Source organism: Phenylobacterium sp., assembly GCF_036563385.1.
In the GTDB taxonomy this organism is placed as follows: domain Bacteria; phylum Pseudomonadota; class Alphaproteobacteria; order Caulobacterales; family Caulobacteraceae; genus Phenylobacterium.
Genome location: NZ_DATCML010000011.1, coordinates 459,858 through 486,284, shown reverse-complemented (window position 1 = coordinate 486,284; position 26,427 = coordinate 459,858). Strand labels below are relative to the sequence as shown.

The following is a 26,427-nucleotide window of genomic DNA, read 5'->3' as shown; positions in this document are numbered from 1 at the left end:
CCCGTGAGGCTTAGGCCTCGGCGCCTTCCGCGGCTTCGCCGTCGGCGGCCCCGACCTCGGCCATGGCGCCGGCGATGCTGGCCACCACGGTGTCGCCGTCGACGGCGGCTTCAACGCCGGCCGGCAGCTTCAGGTCGGCGACGCGGATGGTCGCGCCGATGTCCAGCGCCGCCACGTCGAACACGATCTCTTCCGGGATGTGGTCGGCCGCGCAGGCGACGGTCAGGGTGTGCAGGGCGATGTTCAGGGTGCCGCCGCGCTTCAGGCCCACCGAGTCTTCCTGGTTCTGGAAGTGCACGGGGACTTCGATCTTGATCTGTTGGTGCTCGTCGACCCGGTACAGGTCGAAGTGCCACGGCTCGTCCGTCACCGGGTGCATGTCCACGGCCTTGGCGATCACCGGCTGGGTCTCGTCGCCGTACTTCAGGGTCACCAGGTGGCCCAGCAGCTTGCCGGTGTAGAGCGCCTTGCGGAACTCGTTGGCCTTCACGGAGATGGCCACCGGGTCCTTGTCGCCGCCGTAGAGAATGCCCGGGACGAGGCCCGAGCGACGGGCGTCACGGGCGCCGCCGGTGCCGGTGCGCTCGCGCACTTGAACGTTCAGGATGATCTCGGCCATCGCCATGCCTCAAAACGAAGCCGCCGCGCGTGTGCCGCGCGGCGACGCAATCTGCGACCCGCAGGTCGAAAGGGTGCGCGTAGATACACAAAAGCCCCGCCCCATGCAACGGGGCGGGGCCGGTGTTTTCGTCCCCGCTCAGCGGGTGCGGGTGGAGGTCCCGGCGGCCTTCTTGTCCGAGGCCACGGGGGTGGTGGTCGCGCTGGTGGCGACCGCGATCCGGCCGTCGGTCGGCTCGGGCAGGCCGGACCCCTTGAGCAGGCACTTGCCGGTGTCGATCAGCACGTGCTGGCCCAGGCAGAAGACGTCCTCGTAGTGCGGCTTGGCCACGGCCAGGCACTGGTAGAGGTTCAGCTTGGACATGTTCAGGCACGAGGCCGAGGTCGGGTCGGCCAGCAGCGGCATGACCTGCTCCAGCGCCGCGTCGTCGCCGTAGCCGAGGTTGGCGAGGGCGGCCACGGCCATGGCGCGGATCACGACCGGCGAATACGGCGGGGCGGCGGGGGAGGCGACGAGGCTGAGGGCGGGCGCCCCGACGGCGGCGGCCTGGAGGCGCGAGGTCTCCCCCACGTCCGGCATGGACGGGGTGGCGGAGAGCTGCTTGGCGAGCATCAGGCGGGCCTCGCGGCCGGCCACGTCGGCCTTGGACCACGGCGAGCGTTGCACGTCATAGGCGGCCTGCTTCACCAGCCGGCCCTGCTCGAGCAGCTTCTGGCCGTCGCCGCCGATTGCGGCGATCACCTGTCCGGCGGCGCTGGCGGAGCCTGCAATGCCGACCACATAGGCCGGGTCCTTCATGATCTCGTAGGCGATGTTGCGGCGGCGCTCCGGGTCGGTGGCGTAGCTGCGCACCCCGGCCACGAAGGCCTGGTCCTGCATGGCCGCGACCGCGCCGTAGGCGATCGCCCCGCGGACCAGCTGCTGCGGCTCGTAGGCGGCGCCCGTGCGCACCGCGTCGGCCACCGACTGGCCGTTCGTGAACATCGGCGAGATCGCCTGGGCCTTCAGCACATAGGCGCGATAGGCCGAGGCCTGCTCGATGACCCGCGGCGAGAGCGCCGCGGCAGGCGGCGGCGGCGGGGCCTGCGGAGCGGGCGGCTCGGCGCACGCGGCGAGCACCGCGGCGGCGGCGAGCGCGGCGTGGGTGAGGGTCCGGCGGACCCGGAACGCGAACGACATGGACGGAGAGCCTTCCCCCTGAAGATCAGTGGAGCGGAACATACACGGCCCGCGGGCGAGAATGTGGCCCGTCATGGTAAACTCTTGCTGACCAAGCGTGGCCTTGGAGCCGCGCCAAAGTCCCTCAGTCGAAGAGTTTCGACACGCTCTCTTCATTGGCGATGCGGCGGATCGCCTCCCCGATCAGCGGGGCGCAGCTGACCACCCGGACCTTGCCGCTGCGCGACACGGTGTCGGTGGCCTCGATAGAGTCGGTGACCACAAGCTCGTGCAGGACCGAGTTGTCGACCCGCTCCACCGCCCCGCCGGACAGAACGCCGTGGGTGACGTAGGCCGAGACGTCGGTCGCGCCGGCGTCCTTCAGGGCCTGGGCCGCGTTCACTAGCGTGCCGGCGGAGTCGACGATGTCGTCGTAGAGGATGCAGTGGCGGCCGGCGACGTCGCCGATGATGTTCATCACCTCGCTCTGGCCAGGGCCGGAGCGGCGCTTGTCGACGATGGCGAGGTCCGCCCCCAGCCGGTTGGCCAGCGCCCGGGCGCGCACCACCCCGCCCACGTCGGGCGAGACGATCAGCAGGTCGTCGAGGTTGCGGTGCTTCTCGCGGATGTCCTCGGCCATGCGGCGCGAGGGCAGGAGGTTGTCGGTCGGGATGTCGAAGAAGCCCTGGATCTGGCCGGCGTGCAGATCCATCGTCAGCACCCGGTCGGCCCCGGCGCGGGTGATCAGGTTGGCCACCAGCTTGGCCGAGATCGGCGTGCGGCCGCCGGTCTTCCGGTCCTGCCGGGCGTAGCCGAAGTAGGGAAGCACCGCGGTGATCCGCACGGCGGACGCGCGCTTCAGCGCGTCCATGCAGATCAGCAGCTCCATCAGATTGTCGTTGGCCGGGTAGCTGGTGGACTGGATCACGAAGACGTCCTCGCCGCGGACGTTCTCGTCGATGGTCACGAAGACCTCGTTGTCAGCGAACCGGCGCACCTGGGCCCGCGTCAGGGGCACGTCCAGGTAGTCGGCGATCGCCTGGGCCAGCGTACGGTTGGAGTTGCCGGCCAGCAGCTTCATGAGGTCCCCCGCAGCGATGTCGCTTACGGGCGGGCCTTGTATCAGGGGAGCGGGATGAGTCTATCCCCTCAGGGCGTCAGCACGATGGCCGAGAGCAGCCGCCCGTAGTCCGGCTCGCCGAGCTTGAAGGCCCGCCGGTTGGAGAAGAACAGGTCGGCCTCGGCGCAGGTGTCGCGGCCCACCCACTCGCACTGCTCGACGCCGGCCGCGCGCAGGCGGGCGAGCACGAAGCCCGGAAGGTCGAACATCCGTTTGTCCGGCGTCGCGCCGGGGCTGAAGAAGCGGCCATAGGCCCGGTCGAAGTGGACGAAGCGCTCCAGGAACTCGACGCCCACCTCGTACGACGCCGGCGCGATGCAGGGTCCGATGGCCGCGCGTATGCGGTCCCGGGAGGCGCCCAGCTCCTCCATCCGGCCGACGGCGGACTCCACCACCCCGGTGAGCGCGCCCTTCCACCCAGCGTGGGCGGCGGCGACCACCCGGGCCTCCGGATCGGCCATGAGCACCGGCGCGCAGTCGGCGGCCAGCGCCCCGCAGACGACGCCCGCCGTGGCGCTGACCACGCCGTCGGCCTGAGGCGGGCCGGCCGGCCAGGGGCCGTCCGCCACCAGGGCGCTGGCGGAATGCACCTGATAGGCCGTGACCAGGGTCTCGGCCCCGAAGTGGGCGGCGCAGCGGCGGCGATTCTCCTGCACGGCGTCGGCGTCATCCCTGGAGCCGACGCCCACGTTCAGGCTGGCGTAGATCCCCTTGGAGACGCCGCCCTGGCGGGTGAAGAAGGCGTGCCGGACTCCCGGCAGGTCGAGCAGGGGCGAGGTGATCGCGGGCAGGTCCATGGGGGCGTGCTCTAGCGTGATCACGCCGGCGCGTCATGGCGCATGGGGCCCGCAAAGTGGGAAGGGAGGGTCTAGGCGTCCTCGAAGGCCGGGGGCTTCCAGCCCGGGGAATAGATGATCGCGGCCTTGAAGAGCTCGCCCATCTGGTCGGCGGCCACCAGGCGGTTCAGCTGGCGGCCGATGACCGCGGCCTTCTCGGGCCGGGCGCGGACCAGGGCCTCCGCGCGTTCGCCGACGCCCAGGCGGGCCAGGAACTCGCCCTGGGTCAGCAGGCCGGTCTCGGCGCCCTCCGCCCGGGCTGCGGAGAGCACCGCCGGGAAGTCGGCGTGGACGGTGAGGTCGGCCTCGCCCGGCGTTGCGAGCGGGTCGACCTTTTCGTGCCGGCGGAGCGCCTGCAGGGTGTCGCCGAAGCCGGGATGGGCGCGGCCGTAGTCGATCAGCAGGGCCGCGCCGCCGTCCTGCACGATGCGTGCGCCGATCTCGCGCCCAAGCGCGTCCTGGGCGGCGGACTGTTCCCAGACCGCGCCCACCGGCGCATCTGGGAACGGCAGTTGCGGGGCGTTGGCGAGGCCGAAAGCGAGCGCGCCTTCCGCGTCCAGCCCGACCACCTGTTCGGCCCAGCCGGTGGCGGTGCGCACGAACTGGCGGGCCGGCAGGCAATCGAGCAGTTCGTTGGCCACCAGCAGGAGCGGGACGCCTCCGGGGACCTCGGCGAGGGACCCGGCCCAGCGGACGGCCTCGCCGAGCAGCCGCGCCTGCCTGACGCGGAGCGGCTCGGAAACCTCCACCAGCCAGACCTCGGCGGCGGCCAGGAACGCCGGCGCCATGCGCGCGGCGCGCAGCAGGTCGCTCATCAGCGTGCCGTCGCCCGGGCCCATCTCCACCAGCCGGACCTTGGGCGGCGCGCCCAGCGCCTGCCAGGCGGCGACCGCCCACACCCCCACCAACTCGCCGAACATCTGGCTGACCAGGGGGGCGGTGATGAAGTCGCCGTCGGGGCCGAGCGCCGGCCGGGTGGCGTAGTAGCCGTGCTGCGGGTCATGCAGGCAGCGGGCCATGAACTGGGCGACGCTGATCGGCCCTTCCGCGGCGATCTCCGCGGCGAGCCGCTTACGCAGGCTCATCGGCGACGCGCTTGGCCTTGGCGTCAGGGACGCGGGCGTCCTCCGGCAGCGCCGGCGGCAGGGGCTCGTTCAGCCCGCGCCAGATCAGCCAGGCGCCCCACAGGATCATCGGGATCGAAAGCATCATTCCCATGGTCAGGCCGAGCGGGAAGTCCGGCATGTAGACGTCGGGCTCGCGGACGGTTTCCAGGCTGACCCGGATCAGGCCGTAGCCCGCCACGAACAGGCCCATCACCACGCCGCGGCGGTTCAGCAGCTTGGCGCGATAGACGGCCCAGGCGAGCACGAGGAAGAGCAGGACGCCTTCCAGAGCCGCCTCGTAGAGCTGGCTCGGGTGCCGCGGCTCGGGCCCGGCGGCCGGGAAGACGAAGGCCCAGGGCACATCGGTGGGCCGGCCCCACAGCTCACCGTTGATGAAGTTGGCGATGCGCCCGAAGAACAGGCCGATCGGCACCACTGGCGAGACCACGTCGCCCAGCCGCCAAAGGTCGATGCGGTTGCGCCAGGCGAAGATGATCATGCCGATGAACACGCCGATCGCGCCGCCATGGAAGCTCATCCCGCCCTTCCAGACCTGGAAGACCTGCACCGGGTCCTCGGCGATGATGCCGGGCGTGTAGAACAGGACGTGGCCGAGGCGGCCGCCGACGATGATGCCGATCGTCACCCACAGGATCAGGTCGTCGATCTGCTCGACGGTCACGGGCGGGGGGCGGTTGATCCAGAGGCGGCTGTCGCGGACGAGCGCCACGGCGTAGCGCCACCCCAGCAGGATGCCGGCCACATAGGCCAGGGCGTACCAGCGGATGGCGAAGGGTCCGATCTGCACCAAAACGGGGTCGAGATCCGGGAAGGGCACGTTTCTTGCGGCTCCAGCGTTCAGGTTACGAGGGTTTAGACGACAAGCCCTTCGCTTTCACCCCCCGCGGGGCCATATAGGAGACAAGGCGGCCGTCCCGGCCGCTGGCAGAGCGCAAGATGCAGACCCAGAATCCGTTCCTCGATGAAATGGCCAAGCTGACCTCCGCCGCCATGGGCCTGGCCCAGGCGGCCGGCGAGGAAGCCAAGGCCGCGCTCCGCTCCCAGGCCGACCGCGTGGCCGCCGAGTTCGACCTCGTGCGACGCGAAGACCTGGACGCGCTGCGGACGGAAGTGGCGGCGCTCCGCGCCGAGGTCGAGGCCCTGCGCGCCGCCGCCGGCGGGTCCCACGCGGCGCCTTCGCCGACGGACGTGCCCTGAGGCGCGGGCGCTGACTTACCCACAACTCATCACGCGAAAGCGGGTCGCCGGCCACAAGAACGTGGTGACGGCCCCGCTGCAAAGCGGACTACCTTCAGTATCGCAGGCGATTCGAGCGCGGTTATCCGTGTTCCGCCCCTTGCGAAAGGACCTCGGGTCTCATGGATATCACCCAGTCTGACGACAGCGTCCTCCTCGGGAACGATCCCCTGGACGTCGTTGAACATGTGCTGACGGCGGAAAACCTGCCGTTCGACCGTACAGAAGACGGGGATCTCGCCTTCGCCCTCGCCGGCGACTGGAAGGACTACGAACTCTGGTTCGCCTGGCGGCCGGAAGCCGATTGCCTGCAACTCTGCCTCTCCATGGATCTGGCGGTGGCCAAGGACCAACGGCAGGCGGCCCAGGAGCTGATCGCCCAGATCAACCCGCGCTGCTGGCTCGGCCACTTCGAGCTGTGGGAAGACGGCGAGATCATCTTCCGGCACGGCATGGCCCTCATGACCGGCGAGCAGCCGAGCCTGGCGCAGGCCGCGGCGATGATCGACGTGGCCGTGGAGGCGGGCGACCGCTTCTATCCGGCCTTCGATTTCCTGGTCCGTGGGGCCAAGTCGCCGCAGGACGCCATCGCCGCCTGCATGTTCGAGACGGTCGGCGAGGCCTAAGTCCGAGGTTGTCACGGTCGCGGCCCCCGTTAGGGTCGCGGCCATGATCACGCCCATCCTGATGCTGGGCGCCGGCCGAATGGGCGGCGCGGTGCTCGACGGCTGGCGGCGCGCGGGCGCCTACCAGGCTTCTGACCTCATGATCCGCGACCCGGCGCCGGGGCCCCAGGCCGTGGCGCTGGAGGCGGCGGGCGCGCGGCTCAACCCGCCCGACGCCGAGCTGGCGCGGGCCAAGACGGTGCTGCTTTGCGTGAAGCCGCAGCTGTGGCGCGACGCCGCCGCCGAGACCTCGCCGTGGCTGGCCTCGGACGCGGTGATCGTCTCGGTGGCGGCCGGCGTGAAGGCGCAGGATATCTCCAAGGAGTTCGGCGGCCGCTGCGTGGCCCGTGTGATGCCGACCACCGCGGCCGCGATCGGCCAGGGGACGGCCAGCCTCTATGCGGACGATCCTGCCGCGCTGGCCCGCGCCCATGCGCTGTTCGAGCCCTTGGGGGCGGTCGTCGATCTCGCCGACGAGGGGCTGATGCACGCGGCCACCGCCGTCTCTGGCTCGGCGCCCGCCTATCTGTACGCCTTCGTCGAAGCGCTCGAAGGCGCCGGCATGGCGGCCGGCCTGCCGGAGAAGGAGGCCCGCCGCCTGGCGCGCTCGACGCTCACCGGCGCGGCCGCGCTGCTCGCACAAAGCGGAGGGGAACCCGCGGAGCTCCGCCGGCAGGTGACCTCGCCGGGCGGCACCACGGAGGCGGCGCTGAACGTGCTGCTGGGCGCCGACGGCCTGCCGAGCCTGCTTCGCGAAGCCGTGGCGCGCGCCGTGAAACGCTCGAAGGAGCTCGGCGCCTAGCCGGCGCGGCGCCAGGTCTGCGCCCGGCAGATCATCAGCACGCAGCCCTCCAGCTTCAGCGTCCGATCAGGGTTCAGCCTGAGCTTGGAGTCGTAGGTCTTGCCGCTCTCGGGATCGTAGATCTTGCCGCCGGTCCAGCGGCCGGGATCCGCGCGCTTGAAGTCCCGCAGGAAGGGCAATCCCACCACGGGGCGGGCGCGCAGCTTCGCATCGGGATTGTGGATGTCCAACCGGGGCCGGCCGGTCGCCGGGTCATTCGGATCCTTGAGCGAGAGGATGGTCCCGCACAGCCGGTCGGCGGCGGCCGGGCAGGGCGCCAGCCGGATCCGCGCGCGGCCGCCTTCGCTCAGCCACTCGCCCTCGACGGGGTCTGCGGCGATGGCGGGAGCTGCGGACAGGAGGAAGCCCGTAAGGGCGGCGGCGGCGGCGCGCATTCGGGAGAGCTCCGGTGAACGAGCAGGACTTCGAACCTAAGGCTCGAGCCTGACCGAACGGCGCGAGCGGCGCAACTCAGCCGGGCAGGCGCAGCACGGCGCGGAGCCCGCCCAGAGGCGAGCGGTCGAGCAGGATGTCGCCGCCGTGGCCGCGCGCCACGTCGCGCGCGATCGCAAGGCCCAGGCCGACGCCCTTGGTGTTCTGGTTTCGGCTCTCGTCGAGCCGCCCGAAGGCCTTGAAAGCCTCCTCGTACTGGTCGGCCGGGATGCCGGGACCGTCGTCGTCCACAACGATCTCCACCCCGCCCGAAGGCCGCGGGCGTGCGGCCACCTGTACATGCTCGCCATGCACGGCGGCGTTCATCACGAGGTTGGACAGCGCCCGCTTCAGCGCGTTCGGCCGCACATTGGCGGTGAGCTCGGCGTCGGCCTCCAGACCCACCGCGGCGCCGGCCCGTCGGGCGCCTTCCGAGACCTCGTCGAGGAGGTCGCGCAGGCGCACGGTCTCAACGGCCTCGCCGCCCTCGCCGCGGGCGAACGCGAGATACTCGTCGATCATGTGCTCCATCTCGGCCAGGTCTGTCTTCATCGCCGCAGTCCGGGCTGAGGGCTCGGCCAGGGCCAGCTCGAGCTTCAGCCGGGTCAGCGGGGTGCGCAGGTCGTGGCTGACCGCCGCGAGCAAGGTGGTGCGCTGGTCGATGTGACGCTGAATGCGGCTGCGCATGTCGATGAAGGCGTGGGCGGCGCGGCGCACCTCCCGGGCCCCGTGCGGCTTGAAATAGGGCACGTCGGTCCCGCGCCCGAAGGCTTCGGCGGCGTTGGCCAGCCGCTCGATGGCGCGCACCTGGTTGCGGATGAAGACGATGGCGATGCCAGTCAGAAGGACGGTGGCCAGGGTCATCCAGAGCACAAAGATGTGCCCCTGGGTGGCGAAGGCGCGCTCGCGCGGGGCGAGCACGCGCATCACCCCGCCCGGCACGGCCACGCGGATGTCCACGTAGGCGGGGTAGCGGGTCGTGTCGAACCAGTAGGGGGCGTCGAGGCGGGCTTCCAGCGCACGCTCCAGCGAGCGGTCGATGGGGGCGAAGAACGGCTCGAGCGCGGCCGGCGGATCGCGCCGCCGCGCCGGCAGCTTGCGGCCGGGCTGCAGGGCGATCGACAGCCCCATCGACTCCTCGGCGCGCTCGGACAGGCGCGCGAACGCCTCGGGCCCGGGATCGTCGCCGTAGCTCTCCACGGCCCAGGCGATGTCGCCGGCCAGGCCTTCCGAGAGGCGGCTGGTGACGGTCTGCCAGTGGGCGTCGAAGAAGATCCACGTCACCGCGATCTGCATCAGGGCGACCGGCAGGACGATGATCAGCAGCGACCGGCCGAAGAGGGTCTTCGGCATCTGGCGCTTCAGCCAGCGGGCCAGCACGCGCGACGGGACGAGGCGCATCAGTCCGGGGCCAGTCGGTATCCGACGCCGCGCACGGTCTGGAGATAGCGGGGGGCCTTGGGATCGTCCTCGATCTTGCGGCGCAGGCGGGTGACCTGCACGTCCACCGCGCGGCCCGAGGGATCCACCGTGTCGCGGGCGAGCTCGAGCCGGTCCACCGGCTCGTGCGGCGTGCGGGCGAGCTGGCGCAGCAGGGCGACCTCGGCCTCGGTCAGGCGAACGGGTTCGCCCTCGCAGGTGAGCTCGCCCCGGTCGGGATCGAACTCGCAACGGCCGAGCGACAGCGGCCCCACCCCCGAGGGCTTGTCCCGCGCCCGGCGCAGGATCGCCTCGATCCGCAGCAGCAACTCCTCGGGCTCGAACGGTTTTGGCAGATAGTCGTCGGCGCCCAGCTTCAGGCCCTCGATCCGGTCGCCCGGCTCGCCCTTGGCGGTGAGCATCAGGACCGGCGTCTTGCCGGCCGGGCCGCGCTGGTCGCGCAGCCAGCGGGTGAGGGAGAAACCGTCCTCGCCCGGCATCATCACGTCGAACACGGCGAGGTCGAAGTCGAAGCTCTCGATCAGCTTGCGCGCCGGGACGCCGCCGTTCGCAGCGGTCACCCGGAACCCCGCCCGGGCGAGATACTCCTTGAGCAGTTCGCGGATGCGGTCGTCGTCGTCGACGATCAGCAGGTGGCGGCCCTTCCGGGCGGCTTCGGTCAGGGTGGTCATGCCATGCCTCCGCTCGATCCCGGGCTGCGGATCCGTCCGCCGGCCAGGGCGGCCAGGATGCGCCGGGCCCCCGCCACGCCGTCCAGTCCGGCTGTACGATACGCCCGCGCCAGCTGCCCCCGAAGCCGCTCGGTGATCGCCGCCTCGAAGGCCCGGCCCTCCTCGGTCAGGGCGGCGCTCCGCCGGCGGCCGTCCACGTCGGCGGCGGTCTTCTCCACCAGCCCCTTAGCGGCGAGGTCGACGACGATGCGGCTGGCGGCCTGCTTCGACAGGCTCGTGAGGTGGGCCAGATCCTGGACGCCCAGGCCGGGCCGCCGTCGCAGCAGAAAGGCGGCGCGCCAGTGCGAACGTCCGAGCCCCAGGCCGGCGGCCTCCAGACCCCCGTCGACGGCCGACCAGAGGGACGCCTCGGCGAGCATCAGCAGCTCCAGACCGGCGTCGAGCTCGTCCTCCCGGAGGATCAGCCGCGGATCGGCCGGCGCGTTCATGCCGCATCCCCAAATCGTTTGACGCGGCGGCGCGCGGCGGCTTCAAGGGGAACCCCACGAAAGGAGGTCGCACCCTCATGTCTCTCGTTCCCTTCGACGATCGCGACGGTTGGATCTGGCTGGACGGCCAGTTCGTGCCCTGGCGCGAGGCGAAGGTGCACGTACTGACCCACGGCCTCCACTACGGGTCGGCCGTGTTCGAGGGTGAGCGGATGTACGGGGGCGAGATCTACGAGCTGACTGCGCATACCGAGCGTCTGTTCAAGTCCGCCGAGATCCTGGACATGGAGATCCCGTTCACCGTGGCGGAGATCGACCAGGCCTGCAAGGACACCTGCGCCAAGAACGGGCTGACCGACGCCTACATCCGCCCGATCGCCTGGCGCGGCTCCGAGATGATCGGGGTCTCGGCCCAGAACACCAAGATCCATGTGTCCATCGCGGTTTGGGACTGGCCGAGCTACTTCAAGCCCGAGGAGAAGGCCAAGGGCATCCGGCTGACCTGGGCGAAGTACAAGCGGCCGAGCCCGGAGACCGAGCCGGTCCACGCCAAGGCGGCGGGCCTCTACATGATCTGCACCCTCTCCAAGCACGCCGCGGAGAAGGAGGGCTACACCGACGCGATGATGCTCGACTACCGGGGCTACATCGCCGAGAGCACCGGCTCGAACGTGTTCTTCATCCGCGATGGGGTGATCCACACGCCGGTGGCCGACTGCTTCCTGAACGGCATCACCCGCCAGTCGGTGATCAAGCTGGCGCGCGCCAAGGGCTTCGAGGTGGTCGAGCGCCACATCAAGCCGGAGGAGCTGGGCGGGTTCTCGGAGTGCTTCGTCACCGGCACCGCGGCCGAGGTCACCCCGGTGGCCCAGATCGGCGAATTCACCTTCAAGCCGGGCAACATCTCGCTCAGCCTGATGGACGACTACGCCAAGATGGTCCGCCGGGAGCTGGTGAGCGCGTAAGTCCAAGTCCCTCCCTTGATGGGGAGGGACGACTCGCGGAACGCGAGCGGGGTGGGGATCGAGACTCCAAGCTCCGAGCTTGGCCGCGACTTCCCCACCCGTCCCGGGCTGCGCCCGGTCCACCCTCCCCATCAAGGGGAGGGACGAAGGCCCTAGGCCAGCCAGGCGTGCGGCCGCGGGTAGGGCTCGTCGCGGGCCAGGTAGATGACGCCGAGGATGCAGCGGAGCGCCCACCAGACGCCCACGGCGGCCATGATGAAGATCCCGATGGCCAGGAACGGCAGGCCGATCAGGATGATGGAGAAGATGCCGCCCCAGACGACCAACGCCCCGCCGACGATCCACCAGACAATGGACATCCAGAAGGTGCGGATCAGGAAGGTGTAGTGGGTGCGGGTGCGCGCGCCGGCGCCTTCGCGCTGGGAATAGGCGATGATCAGGCCGATGAAGGCGGTGACCACCGTGGCGAAGGCCAGCAGGTAAAGCCCGTAGACCACGGCCGGCATCGTCCGGTCCTCGGTCGCCCCGTACTCCAGTCGATCGGTCATCCCGCCCTCCATCGGCTCAGGCGAGTCATGTGCCCCCGATTTGGCGGATTGCAACAGCGCCGCTCGCTCACCGGACGACGGTGATCTCTACTCCGGCTCCGGTGGCGTGCGGTGCGAGCGCCAGCGGCTTCTCCACCCGGACCCGGGCGCGGGTGACGCGTGGGTCGGCCAGGCAACGGCGGGCGACCCGCTCGGCGAAGGTCTCCACCAGCCCGATGTGGCCCTCGGCGGCCACCTCGCGGGCGGCCTGCAGGATCGTCTCGTAGTTCATGGTGTCCGCCAGGCGCTCGGCGCCGGCGGTGGGCACATCCAGCTCCACGTCGACCACCAGCGGCTGCAGGCGTCCGATCTCGTGTCGATAGACGCCGATCTCGGCCTGCACCTCGACGCCGGTGACGAAGACTTTGGTCATGACGACGCGCGCTTCGGGCGCTGGATCTTGCAGGGTTTCAGGGGCGGGGGAGGCGGCCATGGCGCGGCCCCTTTCAGCTCTTCCAGGCCAGGTGCTGGCCGGCGTCGACCGCGATCATCTGGCCGGTCACGGAGGGGGCGTCAATGAGGTAGCGCAGGGCGGCGGCGATCTCCGCCGGGTCCACGGGCCGCTGCATCAGGGTGGCCGCGGCCTCGGCGTCGAAGGCGGCCTGGTCCTGGTGGATGGAGGGCAGGGTCGGGCCCGGGCCAATGCCGTTCACCCGCACGCGCGGCGCGAGCGCCTGGGCCATCATCTTCGTGGCGTCCCACAGCGCGGCCTTGCTCAGCGAATAGGAGAAAAACTCAGGGGTGGGTTTCAGCACCCGCTGGTCGAGCAGGTTGACGATCAATCCGTCCTGGCCTGCCGGGAGGCGGCGGGCGAACACCTGGGCCAGCACCAGGGGCGCGCGCAGGTTGGTGTCGAGGTGCAGGTCCCAGGAGGCCCGGTTCATGTCGGCGAACGCGTCCTCCTCGAACACGCTCGCGGAATTCACCAGCAGGGTGACCGGCCCCAGCTCGGCCTCGGCCTCGCCGATCAGGGCGACGGTCTTGCCTTCCTGGCGCAGGTCGCAGGTGAGGAGGGCGGCGCGGCGGCCGCGGGCGCGGACCTCGCCGGCGGCGGCTTCCGCCTCGTCGTCGACGCTGCGGACGTGGATGGCGACGTCATAGCCCGCGTCGGCCGCCGCCCGGACCAGCGCCCGGCCGATCCGCCGCGCGCCGCCGGTGATCAGCGCCGCGCCGCGGCTGGCCACGTCGCGCGTCCCTTAGTCGAGGCGGCCGAACTCGAAGATGTTCAGCGCGGCCATCACCACGAGGAAGATGACGATGGACAGGATCCCGATCATGGGGCGGCTCCGCAAAAGACAGTCGTGCGGCCTTTAGCGAGGCTCCGCTTCGGCCGCAAGGACGCTTGTCCAACGGCCAAAGGCGCCGTCAAGCTTCCGAAAAAGGGGAGACGCCATGCCGCTCACACCTATTCCCACCTCGGCCTTCGAAAAGATCGCGCTCGGCATCGACCGTCCGGAGGACGTCGTGGTGGCCAAGGACGGCCGCGTGTACGCCGCCGACCACCAATGCGCGGTGGCCGAGCTGCTGCCGGGGGGCGCCTTCAAGCGGATGGGGCCGAAGGGCGGCGCGCCCAATGGCGTCAACATGGACGCCCAGGGACGGATCGTGATCGCCAACTTCGGCATCTACGATCGCGAGCCTGGCCCGCTGCAGCGGTTCGATCCGGCGACCGGCGTCCACGAGACCCTGCTCACGGAAGTGGAGGGCCGGCGGCTGACCTCGGCGAACTATCCGGTGATCGACCGGGCCGGAAACGTCTGGTGCGCCAACTCCACCCACGCCGAGACCTGGCCGCAGGCGCTGGACGGGCGGCCGGACGGCTTCCTCTTCGTCCTGCGCCCGGATGGCTCCGCCTCCGTGGTCGCCGAGGGCCTGAAATTCCCCAACGGCCTCGCCCTGTCGGCCGACGAGGCGCAGCTGTTCTGCGCCCAGACCAGCGCCGCCGACGTCCTGGTGTTCGACATCCTCGACGGCGCGCGCCTGGCGCCGGGACGCCGCTACGGGCCGGTGCTGGGCGAGCTGATGCGCCCGGACGGCCCGGCGCCCGATCCCTCCGACCTGGGCTATACCGACGGCGTCGGCCTCGACGCCGAGGGCAATCTCTGGGTCTGCCTGCCGGGCGCGAACAAGGTCGTGGCCATCACGCCCGCCCTGCAGGTGGTGACGTTGATCCACGATCCATCCGGCAAGATGGTCAACCATCCGACCAACGTGACCTGGGGCGGTCCGGACCTGCGCGACCTCTATATCGGCTCGATCCGGGCCGACTACGTGCTCAAGGCGCGCTCGCCGATCGCCGGCCAGCCGCAGATCCATCAACTCTGACCCTGCGGCGCCCCTTCCCTGCTTACCGCTGATCATTAAAATGCTTGTTTGAAGTCGGGCCGCCCTCGCGGCCCGACATGCCGGCTTGAAGCCACAAGCAAAGCGGTCCGGGAGGTCCCATGCGCGAATACCTCAAGTTCTATATCGACGGCCAATGGGTCGATCCGGTCGAGATGAAGACCCTCGACGTCGAGAACCCCGCCACCGAGGAAGTCGTCGGCCGCATCGCCATCGGCTCGGCCGCCGACGTGGACAAGGCCGTCAAGGCCGCCCGCAAGGCGTTCGCCACCTGGTCGCAGACCAGCCGCGAGGAGCGGCTCGAGGTGCTGCAGCGCATCCTGGCCGAGTACCAGAAGCGCTTCGGCGACCTGGCCACCGCGGTGACCGAGGAGATGGGCGCTCCCGCCAGCCTGGCGCAGCGCGCCCAGGTCCCGGCCGGCATGGGCCACCTGGCCACCGCCGCCCAGATCCTGAAGGACTTCAAGTTCGAGGAAGACCGCGGCGCGACCCTGATCGTGAAGGAGCCGATCGGCGTCTGCTCCTTCATCACCCCCTGGAACTGGCCGCTGAACCAGATCGCCTGCAAGGTGGCCCCGGCCATCGCCACCGGCTGCACCATGGTGCTGAAGCCGTCGGAAGTGGCGCCCTTCAGCGGGCACATCTTCGCCGAGATCATGCATGCCGCCGGCGTTCCGGCCGGCGTGTTCAACCTGGTCCACGGCGACGGGCCGGGTGTCGGCGCGGCGCTCTCGTCGCACCCCGAGGTGGACATGGTCTCGTTCACCGGCTCCACCCGGGCCGGCATCGAGGTGGCCAAGGCCGCCGCCCCGACCGTCAAGCGCGTCCACCAGGAACTGGGCGGCAAGAGCCCCAACATCGTGCTCGACGACGACGCCTTCTCGAAGAGCGTCGCCCGCGGCGTGCAGCACGTGATGACCAACTCCGGCCAGAGCTGCAACGCGCCCACCCGGATGCTGGTCCCGTCCAAGCGGATGGACGAGGCCGCCGCTGTCGCCAAGGCCACCGCCGAGCAGATCAGCGTCGGTGACCCGAACGGCAACCACAACCTCGGTCCCGTGGTCTCCAAGGTGCAGTGGGAGAAGATCCAGGGCCTGATCCAGAAGGGCGTCGACGAAGGCGCCACCCTGGTGGTCGGCGGCACGGGCCGTCCGGAAGGCCTGGAGAAGGGCCACTATGTGAAGCCGACGGTGTTCGCCGGCGTCACCCGCGACATGACCATCGCCAAGGAAGAGATCTTCGGCCCGGTCCTGTCGATCATGGGCTACGAGAGCGTCGACCAGGCCATCGAGATCGGCAACGACACGGAGTACGGCCTGGCCGGCTACGTGAACGGCGCCGACCTGGAGCAGGCCCGCAAGGTGGCCAGCCGCATCCGCGCCGGCCAGGTGTCGATCAACGGCGCCAGCGACATGACCGCCCCCTTCGGCGGCTACAAGATGAGCGGCAACGGGCGCGAGTGGGGCGACTTCGCCTTCCACGAGTTCCTGGAGACCAAGGCGATCATGGGCTACGCGCCCAAGGCCGCCGAGTAGGCTCGGACACCAAGAAGGGGCCGCCCGCAGGGCGGCCCCTTTGCTTTACGAGAGGCGTCGCATGAGCGTGATCGATCCGGACTTCCGCCTGTTCCTCGAGGCCCAGGCCGAGGCGCTCAAGGCCAGTCCCATGCCGCCCCTCGACCAGGTTCCGCCCGAGATGCTGCGCGCCGGCTACCGCATGCAGCGCCAGGGCCAGGACCAGAACGCGCCTCGGGAGCTGGACGTCCGCGACTTCGCCCTGCCCGGGCCGCACGGCGACATCCCCGTTCGCCTGTACGAGCCGCACGGTCTGGCGCGGCCGTCGGGCCTGCTGGTCTATTTCCACGGCGGCGGCTGGACGATCGGCGACCTCGAGACCCACGACGGCCACTGCCGCCGCATGGCCGCCTGGGGCGGCTGCCGCGTGATGGCGGTCGACTACCGGCTGGCGCCCGAGAACCCGTTTCCCAAGGGGCACGACGACGCCCTGGCCGCGGTGCGCTGGGCCTTTGACCACGCAGCGGAGATCGGCGCAGACCCGGCCCGCATCGCCGTGGGCGGCGACAGCGCGGGCGGCAATCTGGCGGCCTCGGTGGCGCTGGACCTGAAGGCTGATCCGCAGCGGAAGATCGCCTTCCAGCTGCTGCTCTACCCAGCCACCACGTCCGAGTGGAAGACGGAGTCCCGCAAGACCCTCGACGGCCCCACCCTGACCTTCGAGGTGATGCGCTGGTTCGAGAAGAACCTCGCATTCCCCGGCCACCCCCAGGCGCACCGCCTGTCGCCGCTGGACGCGGAAGACGTGTCGGGCGTGGCGCCCGCCCTGGTCGTCACCGCCGGCTACGACTGCCTGAAGGACGAGGGCTTCGCCTACGCCGAGCGGCTGAAGGCGGCCGGCGTCGAGGCCCGTCATGTGGAGTACCCGGCCCTGCCGCACGACTTCTACATCATGGCCGACATCTCGCCCGCCGTGGCCGTGGCGGCCCGCGAGACCGCCGAGGCGCTGAAGGCGAAGATCGGCTAGGCCTCGCGCCGGCGGGCGTTGCTCCAGGCCAGCACCGCCCAGCCCAGCAGGGCCGAGGCCAGCGATCCGGCGAGGACGCCGACCCGCACCTTGGCCTGGGCCAGCTCGTCGGTGGCCGGGAAGGCGAGCTCGCCGAGGTACAGGCTCATGGTGAAGCCCACCCCGCAGAGCACCGCCACGCCGTAGAGCTCCAGCCATTTGGCGCCTGTTGGCCGGCGCGCCAGCTTCAGCCCGATGGCGAGCGCGCTGGCGCCGAACACCCCCAGTTGCTTGCCCAGCAGCAGCGACAGGCCGACCCCGAGCGCCACCGGCGCAGTCGGCGTCTCGGCCGGCAGGTCGGCGAACGAGAAGCCGGCGGCGGTCAGCACGAACAGCGGCAGGACGAAATAGGCCACGTAGGGATGGAGCGCCGCGATCAGCTCGTCCAGGACGCCCTGGCCGCCCTGGCGCTTGGGCCGCAGCGGAACGCAGAACGCGGCCGCAAGGCCCGCGGCGGCGGTGTCGATCCCCGCCTTCAGGGTGAAGCCCCAGAGCAGCACGAACCCGACGGTCCAGAAGACGTAGGGCGCGGTGCGCCAGCGCCCCATGCCCGCCAGCAGGGCGAGCGTCGCGGCCGCCCCGCCGATCATCCACGGGCGAAGGTCGCCGGCGAACAGCACGGCGGCGAGCCCGATCGCCACCACCAACTCCACGAGCGTGACGGTCAGCAGCAGCACCCGCAGCGTCGGCGGCAGCCGGCGCCCGGCGATGGTCAGCACCGCCAGGGCCGCGGCGATGTCGGTGGCGGCCGCCGTGGGCCAGCCCTGGGCGACGCCGCCCTCGCCAGCGTTGATCGCCAGATAGATCAGGGCCGGGGCCAGCACGCCGCCGGCGGCCGCCAGCAGAGGCAGGGCGAGCCGTCGCGGGTTGGACAGCTCGCCGCGCACCGCCTCGTTCTTCACCTGAAGGCCCAGCACAAAGAAGAACACGGGCATCAGCGCGGTCTTGATCCAGCGGGCGAAGCTCATGGTCTCGCTGAACGGTCCGAACTGCACCGTAACCGGATGGGCGATCAGGCGAGCGTAGCTGTCGGCCCAGGGCGAGTTCGCCCAGGCCGTGGCGAAGAGGGCGACGGCCGCGAGCAGCAGGCCCGCGCCGGTCTCGGTTCTCAGGAAGGCCAGTCGGGCGCGCGTGGACACCGACCCTGCGTAGCAACGCTGGCGGCGGGCCGCCAACGAATCCGTGTGGCGCCCCGGCCCGCGCCCGCTAAGCTCGCGGCCACGGCCCGGCAGAGGCCAAGGGGAGAACCGCCATGAGATTGAGCCGGCCGCGCATCGCGCCGCTTTCCGACGACCAGCTGAACCCCGAGCAGAAGGAGGCGCTGGAGGCCTTCCGGCCCGGCCCGGTGCTCAACATCTTCCGCACCCTGGCGCACGCGCCCAAGGCGCTCACCCGCTTCAACGCCTGGGGCGGCTATGTGCTCTCCCGCCGCAACGACCTGCCGCCCCGCGAGCGGGAGATCGTGATCCTGCGGATCGGCTACCTCTGCCGCTCCGGCTACGAGTTCACCCAGCACACCCGCATCGGCCTGCAGTCCGGCCTGACCGAAGACGAGGTCGCCCGCATCAAGCAGGGCCCGGACGCCGGCTGGAGCCCGGCCGACGCCGCGCTGATCCGCGCCAGCGACGAGCTGCACCACGACCAGTTCATCACCGAGCCCACCTGGACCCAGCTTCGCCGCCACTTCAGCGAGAAGCAGTGCATGGACCTGGTGTTCACCGCTGGCCAGTACACCCAGGTCTCGATGATGCTGAACACGTTCGGGGTGCAGCTGGACGAGGGCCAGACCCTCGATCCCGAGCTGAAGGGCTACTGAGGTGGCGGGCCGGCTGGCCGGGAAGGCCGCGGTGGTGGTGGGCGCCGGCCAGACGCCGGGCGAGACGGTCGGCAACGGCCGCGCCATGGCCCTGCTGTTCGCCAAGGAAGGCGCCCGGGTCCTCTGCGTCGATCGGCACGGCGCGCGCGCCGAGGAGACCGCCGCCCTGGTGGCCCAGGACGGCGGCGAGGCCCTGGCGCTGGAGGCCGACATCGTCCGCCCCGCCGACTGCGCCCGCATCGTCGAGACGGCGCTCGCCCGGCTTGCCGCGCTGGACGTCTTGGTCAACAACGTGGGCATCGGCGGCGGCGGCGACGGGCCCGCCCACCGGCTGACCGAGGAGGCGTTCGACCGCATCCTCGATGTCAATCTGAAGGGCATGTGGCTGACCATCCGCGCGGCCCTGCCGGCCATGCGCGAGCGGGGCGGCGGCGCGATCGTCAACACCTCGTCGCTGGCCGCGGTCGCCGGCGGAAACCAGACCGCCTACGAGGTCTCCAAGGCGGCGGTGAACCGGCTGACCACCAGCGTCGCCCAGGCCAACGCCCGTCACCGGGTGCGCTGCAACGCCGTCCAGCCCGGCCTGATGGACACCCCCATGGCGGTGGCGGGCATCGCCCGCGGCTCGGGCCGCAGCGAGGCCGAGGTCCGGGCCGAGCGGAACGCACGCGTGCCGCTGGGCGAGATGGGCACGGCCTGGGACACCGCCTACGCGGCCCTGTTCCTCGCCTCCGACGAGGCCCGGTTTGTGACCGGCGCCATCCTGCCGGTGGACGGCGGCATGGGCGTGCGGATCGGCTAGCCGCCGCCTTCCCCGGCCAGGTCCGCCACCGGGTCAGAGGTCGGGACGCGGCCCTGCTTCTCCATCGCCCGCGCGCCGGCGAGGATGCCCTCCAGCGCGTAGTTCCCCTCATGGCAGGCGTACTCGTAGATCGGCCCCTTGGTGGCGTTCATCGCCACCTCGCCGGTGAACGGGGCGGTGTAGGTCGCCGGGTCGTCGATCGTGAAGCTGTAGAGGATCTGGTCGGGCGCCACGCGGGTGAACCGCTCGGTGATCTTCTGCGTCCCGCCGCTGGCGCCCCGCAGGCCCTGCTCGGGTCGCATGTTGGAGGTCTCCACCACCAGGGTGTCGCCCTCCCAGCGGCCGATGGAGTCGCCCATCCACTGCTTGACCGAGGCGGGCAGGGGCTTGGCGTTCAGCCGCACGATGCGAACGTCGTGCACCATCTCCACCAGGATGGCGATCTCGTCCTTCCCCTGCACGATCTGGTAGGTGTTGTTGTAGAGCAGCGGCAGCATCGGTGGGCCGGCGCTGGTGCCGAACGACAGGATGCAGCGCTCGCCAAGCGAGCGCATCTCGGGCCCGTCGAAGGCGCGCGGATTGTTCCGCCCGAACCGCTGGGCCATCCGCTGGCGCGCCGCCTCGGTCAGCGGCGGCAGCTTGCCATTGGGCGGGTCGACGATGATCGAGGACCGGGCCTGACCGCCGATGCGGATCACCCGCGTGCCGGGATCCACCCAGAAGCTGTTGTAGCCGCAATCGGTGCCGCGAAAGCCGCGGCCGCAGTCGACCGGCAGGTCGGTGACCTTGGCATTGGGGTCGGTGGGCTTCAGCCCCTCGGCGTTCTGCTGGGCGTTAGCCGCCTCCAGCTTCCGCGCCTCCGCCTCGGGGATGACGAGGCTGTTGAACTGCGCCGGCCGTTCCAGCGGCGTGATCGTGGCGTTCGTCCACACGCCCTGCAGGTCAGGCTGGCCCCAGGCGTTGCGCGGCGCCTTCCAGGCGGAGGCGGCGGGCGCCTGCGCCGCGGCGACGGGCGGGGCGGCGAGGGTGGCGAGCGCGGCGGCCGCCAGCGCGGCCGCAAGGCGTGAGGGTCTCATGGCAGTCCTCCCTGGGCGCGGTCTCCGCCGCGTCTCAGGGCTGAGCCTAACGCCGGTCCGCGGGCGTGGCCAAGGCCTCAGCCGCGGCTGGCGACCGGCCGCAGGCGGGTGCGCAGGAGTTCGCCGGCAGCTTCCAGCACCGGATAGGCGGCGCCCTCCACCAGGTGGGAGTTGACCCGCTTCAGGTCGCGCAAAGCGTCCAGATGCAACGAGCTGGTGTCGACCGTGTTGGCGTCGCCCGACTGCAGCCGGCCGAAGTGGGCGCGGACCGCGTCAGCCTCCACCTCGCGGAAGGACTCCTTCTCGGCGACCAGCAGACGGGCGGCGCTCGCGTCACCGCTGACGAAGGCCGCCGCCGCCAGCCGGACGTTGGCCATCAGCCGGTCCACGAGGTTGACGAGATCCGCCTCGCCCTCCGGCGAGAACACCACCCCGCGCTTCAGCTTGCGCGTGGCGACGCTCAGCAGGTTGCGGTCCACCAGGTCGCCGGCGTGCTCCATATTGGTGGCGAAGGTCAGGACGCGGGCCAGCCGGTTCGCCTCGTCCGGCGTCAGGCGCTCGGTGGGAATTGAGATCAGGTAGGCACGGATGGCGGTGTTCAGCCGGTCCAGGACGTCGTCCAGCTGCTTGGTGGCCTGGATCGGGGTGCGGCTGCCGGCGAGCAGCGCCTCGCGCAGGCCCTTCAGCATCTCCTCCAGGGTGTCGGTCATACGAAGCGCCTCGCGCGTGGCGGCGCCGAGCGCGACCGAGGGCGTGCTTCGCGCCTCCGGATCGAGGTACAGCGGCGCGCCGGGATCGGCGGCCGGCCGCGCCGGCAGCAGGCGCGCCATCAGCCGCGCATAGGCCCGCACCCAGGGCAGGAAGAGGACCGCCAGGCCCAGGTTGAACAGGGTGTGGAAGTTGGCGAGCGCCCGGCCGGCGTCCGGCCCCAGGCGGGCGACCAAGGGGGCGAGCAGGCCGAAGGCGCTCATCACGAGGGCCAGCCCCACCAGCCGGTTCAGCAGGTTGCCGAGCGGCAGGCGCTGCGCCGCGGGGTCGGTCCAGTCCGCGCCCTCGAGCAGCGGGTTCAGGGCCGAGCCCAGGTTGGCGCCCAACACCAGGGCGACGCCGGTCTCCAGCGGCACGACCCCCGCCGTGGCCAGGGACATGGCCAGCAGCACCGTGACCACGCTGGAGTGCGCCGCCCAGGTGAACACCGCGGCCACGATGACGGCCAGGGGCGTGTAGCCACCCACCTGTGCGAGGAAGGCCTGGGCGCCCGGCGCGGCGACCAGGGGCTCCAGCAGGGCGAGGAACTGGTGCAGGGCGGTGAGCACCAGGCCCAGGCCGATCAGCACGCGGCCGAAGTCGTGCGGCGCATCCTGGGCGCGCCGGAACAGCACCACGCCGGCCAGCACCAGGATGGGGGCGAGCGGCGCGATGTCGAAGGAGAGGGCCTGGACCACCAGGCTGGTGCCCACATTGGCCCCGAGCATCACCGCCAGGGCTGGGGCGAGCTCGACCAGCCCGCCAGCCTGGAAGGCGGTGAGCATCAGCGCCGTGGCGGTGCTGGACTGCAGGGCCACCGTCACGGCCGCCCCGGCGCCGAACGCCTTCAGGCGGTTGCGGATCGCCGCCGCCAGGAAGGCCTTCAGCTTCGGCCCGAACGTGCGCTGGACGCCGGTCTGCACCATGTGCACGCCCCACAGCAGAAGGGCGGCGAAGCCGGCGAGCTCCAGGAGGGTGAGGGTCAGGTCTATGGCTGTCGGGCTCCGTTGCGCCGGTAGTAGGCCGGACTCCCGATTGAGACTCCGTTCACGCCATACGGCAACGCCGACACGCGGCGGCTTCGGAGACTACTTGGGGCGAAACGCCGCGATCAGGCTCTGCAGCTCAGGCTCCGCGACCCGGGGGGCCGCATCGTCGATCGAGGTCCAGAGCTTCTCGCGCTGGCCCTTCTCGGGCCAGCTGTCGGCCTCCGCCTCCACACGCAGCGGATAGACGGTGACCTTCACATGCTGCAGCCGGCCGCTCGCGAGCCGCTTTTCGTAGTGGTAGACGCCCACCTTCTGCTTGCCCACGTCGCCGGTGACGCCCGCCTCCTCGTAGGCCTCCCGCGCCGCCGACTTCGGCGACTTCAGCCCCTTGATCGGCCAGCCCTTGGGGATCACCCACCGGCGGGTCTCGCGCGACGTGATCAGCAGCACCTCGACGGCGCCGTTGGCGCCGCGGCGCCAGGGCAGGGCGGCGTACTGTTCGCGCGGCTCGCGGTCGGGCTCGACCCGGATGTCCGCCTTGCGGCCCATCAGCCGAACAGCCGGTCGCCCAGGCGGGCGAGGAAGTAGAACGCCGCGCCCATGGCGCCCGCGGCCGGCAGGGTGATGATCCACGCCCAGACGATGCGCCCCGCGATGCTCCAGCGCACCGCCGACACCCGCCGCGCCGCGCCCACGCCGACGATACAGCCCGTGATGGTGTGGGTCGTCGAGACCGGGATGCCGAGGTTGGTGAAGAAGAACAGGGCGAGCGCGCCGCCGGTCTCGGCGCAGAAGCCCTGCTGCGGCGACAGCCGGGTGATCCGCGAGCCCATGGTGTGCACGATCCGCCAGCCCCCCATCAGCGTGCCGAGGCCCATGGCCAGCTGGCAGGTGATGACCACCCAAAACGGTACGTGGAACTCGCCGCCGAGGTGTCCATGCGAATACAGCAGGACGGCGATGATCCCCATGGTCTTCTGCGCGTCGTTGCCGCCGTGGCCAAGCGAGAAGAGCGAGGCGGAGACGAACTGCAGCTTCCGGAATGTGGAGTCCGCGAAGGCCGGGGTGCTCCGCAGGAACAGCCACGACACCAGCAGCACCAGCAGCAGGGCCAGCATGAAGCCCAGCGTCGGCGAGATGACGATGCCGCTGGCGGTCTTGATCACGCCCGCCCAGACCACCGGGTCGAGGCCGGCCTTGGCCATGCCGGCGCCGAGCAGGCCGCCGATCAGGGCGTGGGACGAGGACGAGGGGATCCCGAGCAGCCAGGTGATGACGTTCCAGGTGATCGCGCCCCCCAGGGCGCCGAAGATCACCGCGTCGGAGATGATTTCCGGGTCGATGATGCCCTTGCCCACCGTGTTCGCCACATGCAGCGGGAAGACCAGGAAGGCGATGAAGTTGAAGAAGGCCGCCCACATCACCGCGTAGTTCGCGGGCAGGACGCGGGTCGAGACGATCGTGGCGATGGAGTTGGCGGCGTCGTGCAGCCCGTTCAGGAAGTCGAACGCCAGGGCGACGACGACCAGGAAGACCAGGAGCAGGAACGGGTCCACGGCGGGTGCGGACCTAGAGGTGCTCGATCAGCACGCCGCTGATCGTGCTGGCGACGTCCTCGAAACGGTCCACCACCTTCTCCAGGTGGTCGTAGATCTCGGCGCCCACGATGAACGCCATCGGGTCCTGGCGCGCCGGCCCGCGATAGAGCTCGGACATGCCGCGGTCGTAGAGGCCGTCGGAGTCCTCCTCCAGCTTCGCAATCTGCTCGGTGATGCCGTTGATCTGGGTGGCGTTGTTGCGCAGCTGGCGCAGCAGCGGCACCGCCTCGGCGGTGAGGTCGGCGGACTTCACAATCACGTCGCCCAGCACCGGCATCAGCGGCTGGAAGTCGCGCTGTTCGAACAGGGTCACGGCCTTGGCCGTCTTGTGCATCTGGTCGATGGCGTCATCCATCGAGCTGATCAGGTTGCGGATGTCGGCACGGTCGAAGGGGGTGATAAAGGTGCGGCTGACGGCCAGCATCACCTCGCGGGCGATGCGGTCGGCCTCCTCCTCGTGCCGCGCCACAGCGGCGCAGTGCTCCGGCACGCCCGGGCCGCCCTCCAGCAGCTGGCGCAGGGAGCGTGCGCCGGCGCACAGCGTCCGCGCATGGGCCTCGAACAGGTCGAAGAAGCCTTCCTCGCGAGGCATCAGGGCCTGGAACCATCGGATCATGCGTCAGCGCCTCCCAGAGGATGCTGCGCTCTAGGCGCTTGTGACAGTTTTGTGAAGCCGCCCGCGGCGCTACCCGCCTAAACCGGCCGCGGCCCCGGTGGGTTCGCCTGCCGGCTCCCGAGGTCGCGCTTGTGCCTCAGGTCCACAGCCCTCATGTGGGCGGGATGCCGGTCTCGCCCGCCTACCGCCCCGACCCGATGTTTCCCCAGCTCGGCGCGGAGTTCGCCGATCCCGTCCAGGCGGAGGCCTTTCCCAAGACCATCCTGCGCTACCGCAACGATCGCGCGGCGGCGACCGTCGGGCTGGAGACCCTCACCGACGAGGAGTGGATCGCCCACTTCGGCCGCTTCACCCCCTTGCCGGACAACATCGACCCGCCGCTCGCGCAGCGCTACCACGGCCACCAGTTCCGGGTTTACAACCCCGAGCTCGGCGACGGGCGCGGCTTCGTCTTCGCCCAGCTCCGGGAGCAGGGAACGGGGCGCCTGCTCGACCTGGGGACCAAGGGGTCGGGCCGCACCCCTTGGTCGCGGTCCGGCGACGGGCGGCTGACGCTCAAGGGCGGGGTGCGCGAGGTGCTCGCCACCGCCCTGCTCGAGGCGCTGGGCGTGCCCACCTCCCGCTCGTTCTCCCTGGTGGAGACAGGCGAGGAACTGGTCCGCGGCGACGAGCCCAGCCCCACACGATCCTCGGTGCTCGTGCGCCTCTCGCACAGCCACATCCGGTTCGGGACCTTCCAGCGCCACGCCTTCTTCGAGCGGCCCGACCGGATCACGGCCCTGGTCGACCACGTGGTCGAGCACTACTACCCCGATCTCTCCGGCGAGACCGACCGGCCGGTGGCCCTGCTGCGCGCCGTCACCGCCCGGATGGCCCGGCTCACCGCCCGCTGGATGGCGGCCGGTTTCGTGCACGGCGTGCTCAACACCGACAACATGAGCCTGACGGGGGAGAGTTTCGACTACGGCCCCTACCGGTTCCTGCCGCGATCCAACCCGGCGTTCACGGCCGCCTACTTCGACCAGCAGGGGCTCTACGCCTTCGGCCGCCAGCCCGAGGCGGTGTTCTGGAACCTGCAGCAACTGGCCGGCTGCCTGACCTACGTCGCCGAAACAGATGCGTTGATCGAGGTTCTGAACGGCTTCGGCCCGGCCTACCGGCAGGAGCTGATGGCCGCCATGCTCGACCGGCTGGGCCTCGCGCCGCGCAGCGACGAGGAGGACGCTGCCCTCGTGCAGTCGGCGTTCAAGGGGCTTGCGGAGGGCGGCGAGGCGCTGCGCTGGGAGCCCTTCTTCTTCGACTGGTTCTGCAAGTCGCAGGACCGCGCCCTGTCCAGCCGCCGGGCCGACATCTACCGCGGGGAGGCCTTCGACGAGTTCCGCAGCCTGCTGGCGCCCTATGCGCCGGAGCGGCCCGAGCGGCTCTCGGCCGCCTACTTCCAGGGCCCGGAACCCGAGGAACTGCTCTACGACGAGATCGAGGAGATCTGGGCGCCCATCGCCGAGCGGGATGACTGGGAGCCCTTCGAGGCCAAGCTCGCCAAGCTTGAGACGGCGCGCGTCGCCTGGGGCCTGCCCGCGCAAGGAACCTGACCCGCGGCCCTGCCGTTCGCTCGGCAGGGACGTCTCCGGGAGACCGCCATGCGCGGGGCCCTTCGCTGGATCGCCACGGTGCC

General features: G+C 70.9%; 29 protein-coding genes. 10 read left to right on the top strand and 19 right to left on the bottom strand.

Annotated features, from left to right (window positions below; translation table 11 throughout):
- Positions 1-10: 10 nt before the first annotated feature.
- From VIL67_RS10550 to lgt, 6 genes are all read right to left on the bottom strand, one after another.
- Complete coding sequence (locus VIL67_RS10550) at positions 11-619, bottom strand: 50S ribosomal protein L25/general stress protein Ctc (RefSeq protein WP_332048839.1); 609 nt, start codon at positions 617-619, stop codon at positions 11-13.
- Between the two features lie 138 nt (positions 620-757).
- On the bottom strand, positions 758-1,798 hold the full coding sequence (locus VIL67_RS10545; protein WP_332048838.1) for a hypothetical protein: 1,041 nt from the start codon (positions 1,796-1,798) through the stop codon (positions 758-760).
- 124 nt (positions 1,799-1,922) lie between these two features.
- On the bottom strand, positions 1,923-2,858 hold the full coding sequence (locus VIL67_RS10540) for a ribose-phosphate pyrophosphokinase (protein ID WP_332048837.1): 936 nt from the start codon (positions 2,856-2,858) through the stop codon (positions 1,923-1,925).
- A 68-nt stretch (positions 2,859-2,926) separates the two neighbouring features.
- Positions 2,927-3,694: a peptidoglycan editing factor PgeF gene (pgeF, locus tag VIL67_RS10535; protein WP_332048836.1), complete on the bottom strand. Its 768-nt coding sequence runs from the start codon at positions 3,692-3,694 to the stop codon at positions 2,927-2,929.
- Positions 3,695-3,765: 71 nt separating this feature from the next.
- Positions 3,766-4,818: a class I SAM-dependent methyltransferase gene (locus VIL67_RS10530; protein ID WP_332048835.1), complete on the bottom strand. Its 1,053-nt coding sequence runs from the start codon at positions 4,816-4,818 to the stop codon at positions 3,766-3,768.
- On the bottom strand, positions 4,805-5,677 hold the full coding sequence (lgt, locus tag VIL67_RS10525; protein WP_332048834.1) for a prolipoprotein diacylglyceryl transferase: 873 nt from the start codon (positions 5,675-5,677) through the stop codon (positions 4,805-4,807). Before lgt ends, VIL67_RS10530 begins: the two co-directional genes overlap by 14 nt.
- Before the next feature lie 119 nt (positions 5,678-5,796).
- Here lgt and VIL67_RS10520 point away from each other — a divergent pair, with 119 nt between their 5' ends.
- The 3 genes from VIL67_RS10520 to proC all read left to right on the top strand — a co-directional run bounded on the left by VIL67_RS10520 (position 5,797) and on the right by proC (position 7,563).
- The gene (locus VIL67_RS10520; RefSeq protein WP_332048833.1) at positions 5,797-6,057 is read left to right on the top strand and encodes an accessory factor UbiK family protein; all 261 of its coding nucleotides are present in this window, start codon (positions 5,797-5,799) and stop codon (positions 6,055-6,057) included.
- 161 nt (positions 6,058-6,218) lie between these two features.
- Positions 6,219-6,722, top strand: a complete 504-nt coding sequence (locus tag VIL67_RS10515; protein ID WP_332048832.1) for a type III secretion system chaperone family protein — start codon at positions 6,219-6,221, stop codon at positions 6,720-6,722.
- Between the two features lie 46 nt (positions 6,723-6,768).
- Positions 6,769-7,563 (top strand): pyrroline-5-carboxylate reductase, encoded by a 795-nt coding sequence (gene proC, locus VIL67_RS10510; RefSeq protein WP_332048973.1) that lies wholly within the window; start codon positions 6,769-6,771, stop codon positions 7,561-7,563.
- On the opposite strand, the gene VIL67_RS10505 is transcribed toward proC, so the two are convergent.
- The 4 genes from VIL67_RS10505 to VIL67_RS10490 form a co-directional block, all read right to left on the bottom strand.
- The gene (locus tag VIL67_RS10505; protein ID WP_332048831.1) at positions 7,560-7,997 is read right to left on the bottom strand and encodes a DUF2147 domain-containing protein; all 438 of its coding nucleotides are present in this window, start codon (positions 7,995-7,997) and stop codon (positions 7,560-7,562) included. The two genes, proC and VIL67_RS10505, sit on opposite strands and share 4 nt — an antisense overlap.
- Positions 7,998-8,073: 76 nt before the next feature.
- Entirely contained in the window at positions 8,074-9,435 is a 1,362-nt protein-coding gene (locus tag VIL67_RS10500; RefSeq protein ID WP_332048830.1) for an ATP-binding protein, read from the bottom strand.
- Complete coding sequence (locus VIL67_RS10495; protein WP_332048829.1) at positions 9,435-10,145, bottom strand: response regulator transcription factor; 711 nt, start codon at positions 10,143-10,145, stop codon at positions 9,435-9,437. Before VIL67_RS10495 ends, VIL67_RS10500 begins: the two co-directional genes overlap by 1 nt.
- Entirely contained in the window at positions 10,142-10,633 is a 492-nt protein-coding gene (locus VIL67_RS10490) for a MarR family winged helix-turn-helix transcriptional regulator (protein ID WP_332048828.1), read from the bottom strand. Before VIL67_RS10490 ends, VIL67_RS10495 begins: the two co-directional genes overlap by 4 nt.
- 77 nt (positions 10,634-10,710) lie before the next feature.
- On the opposite strand from VIL67_RS10490, the gene VIL67_RS10485 reads away from it, so the two are divergent.
- Entirely contained in the window at positions 10,711-11,598 is an 888-nt protein-coding gene (locus VIL67_RS10485; RefSeq protein ID WP_332048827.1) for a branched-chain amino acid aminotransferase, read from the top strand.
- 152 nt (positions 11,599-11,750) lie between these two features.
- On the opposite strand, the gene VIL67_RS10480 is transcribed toward VIL67_RS10485, so the two are convergent.
- From VIL67_RS10480 to VIL67_RS10470, 3 genes are all read right to left on the bottom strand, one after another.
- Entirely contained in the window at positions 11,751-12,146 is a 396-nt protein-coding gene (locus VIL67_RS10480; protein WP_332048826.1) for a DUF4870 family protein, read from the bottom strand.
- Positions 12,147-12,213: 67 nt separating this feature from the next.
- Complete coding sequence (folB, locus tag VIL67_RS10475; protein ID WP_332048825.1) at positions 12,214-12,558, bottom strand: dihydroneopterin aldolase; 345 nt, start codon at positions 12,556-12,558, stop codon at positions 12,214-12,216.
- Positions 12,559-12,631: 73 nt separating this feature from the next.
- On the bottom strand, positions 12,632-13,369 hold the full coding sequence (locus VIL67_RS10470) for an SDR family oxidoreductase (protein ID WP_332048824.1): 738 nt from the start codon (positions 13,367-13,369) through the stop codon (positions 12,632-12,634).
- Positions 13,370-13,577: 208 nt separating this feature from the next.
- Here VIL67_RS10470 and VIL67_RS10465 point away from each other — a divergent pair, with 208 nt between their 5' ends.
- The 3 genes from VIL67_RS10465 to VIL67_RS10455 all read left to right on the top strand — a co-directional run bounded on the left by VIL67_RS10465 (position 13,578) and on the right by VIL67_RS10455 (position 17,069).
- Complete coding sequence (locus tag VIL67_RS10465; RefSeq protein ID WP_332048823.1) at positions 13,578-14,510, top strand: SMP-30/gluconolactonase/LRE family protein; 933 nt, start codon at positions 13,578-13,580, stop codon at positions 14,508-14,510.
- 119 nt (positions 14,511-14,629) lie between these two features.
- A complete protein-coding gene (locus VIL67_RS10460; protein ID WP_332048822.1) occupies positions 14,630-16,063 on the top strand; it encodes an aldehyde dehydrogenase family protein in 1,434 nt (477 codons plus the stop codon).
- A gap of 61 nt (positions 16,064-16,124) precedes the next feature.
- On the top strand, positions 16,125-17,069 hold the full coding sequence (locus VIL67_RS10455; protein WP_332048821.1) for an alpha/beta hydrolase: 945 nt from the start codon (positions 16,125-16,127) through the stop codon (positions 17,067-17,069).
- Here VIL67_RS10455 and nhaA read toward each other — a convergent pair.
- Positions 17,066-18,247 (bottom strand): Na+/H+ antiporter NhaA, encoded by a 1,182-nt coding sequence (gene nhaA, locus VIL67_RS10450; RefSeq protein ID WP_332048820.1) that lies wholly within the window; start codon positions 18,245-18,247, stop codon positions 17,066-17,068. The two genes, VIL67_RS10455 and nhaA, sit on opposite strands and share 4 nt — an antisense overlap.
- A gap of 113 nt (positions 18,248-18,360) precedes the next feature.
- Between nhaA and VIL67_RS10445 the strand changes: the two genes are divergently transcribed.
- Together VIL67_RS10445 and VIL67_RS10440 are read left to right on the top strand one after the other, a co-directional pair.
- On the top strand, positions 18,361-18,924 hold the full coding sequence (locus VIL67_RS10445) for a carboxymuconolactone decarboxylase family protein (protein ID WP_332048819.1): 564 nt from the start codon (positions 18,361-18,363) through the stop codon (positions 18,922-18,924).
- A 1-nt stretch (position 18,925) separates the two neighbouring features.
- Positions 18,926-19,726, top strand: a complete 801-nt coding sequence (locus tag VIL67_RS10440; RefSeq protein ID WP_332048818.1) for an SDR family NAD(P)-dependent oxidoreductase — start codon at positions 18,926-18,928, stop codon at positions 19,724-19,726.
- Here VIL67_RS10440 and VIL67_RS10435 read toward each other — a convergent pair.
- From VIL67_RS10435 to VIL67_RS10415, 5 genes are all read right to left on the bottom strand, one after another.
- Positions 19,723-20,802, bottom strand: a complete 1,080-nt coding sequence (locus VIL67_RS10435; RefSeq protein ID WP_332048817.1) for a hypothetical protein — start codon at positions 20,800-20,802, stop codon at positions 19,723-19,725. The two genes, VIL67_RS10440 and VIL67_RS10435, sit on opposite strands and share 4 nt — an antisense overlap.
- A gap of 77 nt (positions 20,803-20,879) precedes the next feature.
- Complete coding sequence (locus VIL67_RS10430) at positions 20,880-22,520, bottom strand: Na/Pi cotransporter family protein (RefSeq protein ID WP_332048972.1); 1,641 nt, start codon at positions 22,518-22,520, stop codon at positions 20,880-20,882.
- 117 nt (positions 22,521-22,637) lie between these two features.
- Positions 22,638-23,087 (bottom strand): NUDIX hydrolase, encoded by a 450-nt coding sequence (locus VIL67_RS10425; RefSeq protein WP_332048816.1) that lies wholly within the window; start codon positions 23,085-23,087, stop codon positions 22,638-22,640.
- The gene (locus tag VIL67_RS10420) at positions 23,087-24,094 is read right to left on the bottom strand and encodes an inorganic phosphate transporter (RefSeq protein ID WP_332048815.1); all 1,008 of its coding nucleotides are present in this window, start codon (positions 24,092-24,094) and stop codon (positions 23,087-23,089) included. Before VIL67_RS10420 ends, VIL67_RS10425 begins: the two co-directional genes overlap by 1 nt.
- A 13-nt stretch (positions 24,095-24,107) precedes the next feature.
- Positions 24,108-24,752: a DUF47 domain-containing protein gene (locus tag VIL67_RS10415; RefSeq protein ID WP_332048814.1), complete on the bottom strand. Its 645-nt coding sequence runs from the start codon at positions 24,750-24,752 to the stop codon at positions 24,108-24,110.
- Positions 24,753-24,916: 164 nt separating this feature from the next.
- Between VIL67_RS10415 and VIL67_RS10410 the strand changes: the two genes are divergently transcribed.
- The gene (locus tag VIL67_RS10410; RefSeq protein WP_332048813.1) at positions 24,917-26,344 is read left to right on the top strand and encodes a protein adenylyltransferase SelO; all 1,428 of its coding nucleotides are present in this window, start codon (positions 24,917-24,919) and stop codon (positions 26,342-26,344) included.
- Positions 26,345-26,427: the final 83 nt, after the last annotated feature.

Excerpts from the sequence above, each read along its gene's own strand:
- VIL67_RS10550 (WP_332048839.1), bottom strand. The coding sequence starts at position 619 with ATGGCCGAGATCATCCTGAACGTTCAAGTGCGCGAGCGCACCGGCACC.
- VIL67_RS10545 (WP_332048838.1), bottom strand. The coding sequence starts at position 1,798 with ATGTCGTTCGCGTTCCGGGTCCGCCGGACCCTCACCCACGCCGCGCTC.
- VIL67_RS10540 (WP_332048837.1), bottom strand. The coding sequence starts at position 2,858 with ATGAAGCTGCTGGCCGGCAACTCCAACCGTACGCTGGCCCAGGCGATC.
- pgeF (WP_332048836.1), bottom strand. The coding sequence starts at position 3,694 with ATGGACCTGCCCGCGATCACCTCGCCCCTGCTCGACCTGCCGGGAGTC.
- VIL67_RS10530 (WP_332048835.1), bottom strand. The coding sequence starts at position 4,818 with ATGAGCCTGCGTAAGCGGCTCGCCGCGGAGATCGCCGCGGAAGGGCCG.
- VIL67_RS10520 (WP_332048833.1), top strand. The coding sequence starts at position 5,797 with ATGCAGACCCAGAATCCGTTCCTCGATGAAATGGCCAAGCTGACCTCC.
- VIL67_RS10515 (WP_332048832.1), top strand. The coding sequence starts at position 6,219 with ATGGATATCACCCAGTCTGACGACAGCGTCCTCCTCGGGAACGATCCC.
- VIL67_RS10505 (WP_332048831.1), bottom strand. The coding sequence starts at position 7,997 with ATGCGCGCCGCCGCCGCCGCCCTTACGGGCTTCCTCCTGTCCGCAGCT.
- VIL67_RS10500 (WP_332048830.1), bottom strand. The coding sequence starts at position 9,435 with ATGCGCCTCGTCCCGTCGCGCGTGCTGGCCCGCTGGCTGAAGCGCCAG.
- VIL67_RS10495 (WP_332048829.1), bottom strand. The coding sequence starts at position 10,145 with ATGACCACCCTGACCGAAGCCGCCCGGAAGGGCCGCCACCTGCTGATC.
- VIL67_RS10490 (WP_332048828.1), bottom strand. The coding sequence starts at position 10,633 with ATGAACGCGCCGGCCGATCCGCGGCTGATCCTCCGGGAGGACGAGCTC.
- VIL67_RS10485 (WP_332048827.1), top strand. The coding sequence starts at position 10,711 with ATGTCTCTCGTTCCCTTCGACGATCGCGACGGTTGGATCTGGCTGGAC.
- VIL67_RS10480 (WP_332048826.1), bottom strand. The coding sequence starts at position 12,146 with ATGACCGATCGACTGGAGTACGGGGCGACCGAGGACCGGACGATGCCG.
- folB (WP_332048825.1), bottom strand. The coding sequence starts at position 12,558 with ATGACCAAAGTCTTCGTCACCGGCGTCGAGGTGCAGGCCGAGATCGGC.
- VIL67_RS10465 (WP_332048823.1), top strand. The coding sequence starts at position 13,578 with ATGCCGCTCACACCTATTCCCACCTCGGCCTTCGAAAAGATCGCGCTC.
- VIL67_RS10460 (WP_332048822.1), top strand. The coding sequence starts at position 14,630 with ATGCGCGAATACCTCAAGTTCTATATCGACGGCCAATGGGTCGATCCG.
- VIL67_RS10455 (WP_332048821.1), top strand. The coding sequence starts at position 16,125 with ATGAGCGTGATCGATCCGGACTTCCGCCTGTTCCTCGAGGCCCAGGCC.
- VIL67_RS10445 (WP_332048819.1), top strand. The coding sequence starts at position 18,361 with ATGAGATTGAGCCGGCCGCGCATCGCGCCGCTTTCCGACGACCAGCTG.
- VIL67_RS10435 (WP_332048817.1), bottom strand. The coding sequence starts at position 20,802 with ATGAGACCCTCACGCCTTGCGGCCGCGCTGGCGGCCGCCGCGCTCGCC.
- VIL67_RS10425 (WP_332048816.1), bottom strand. The coding sequence starts at position 23,087 with ATGGGCCGCAAGGCGGACATCCGGGTCGAGCCCGACCGCGAGCCGCGC.
- VIL67_RS10415 (WP_332048814.1), bottom strand. The coding sequence starts at position 24,752 with ATGATCCGATGGTTCCAGGCCCTGATGCCTCGCGAGGAAGGCTTCTTC.
- VIL67_RS10410 (WP_332048813.1), top strand. The coding sequence starts at position 24,917 with ATGCCGGTCTCGCCCGCCTACCGCCCCGACCCGATGTTTCCCCAGCTC.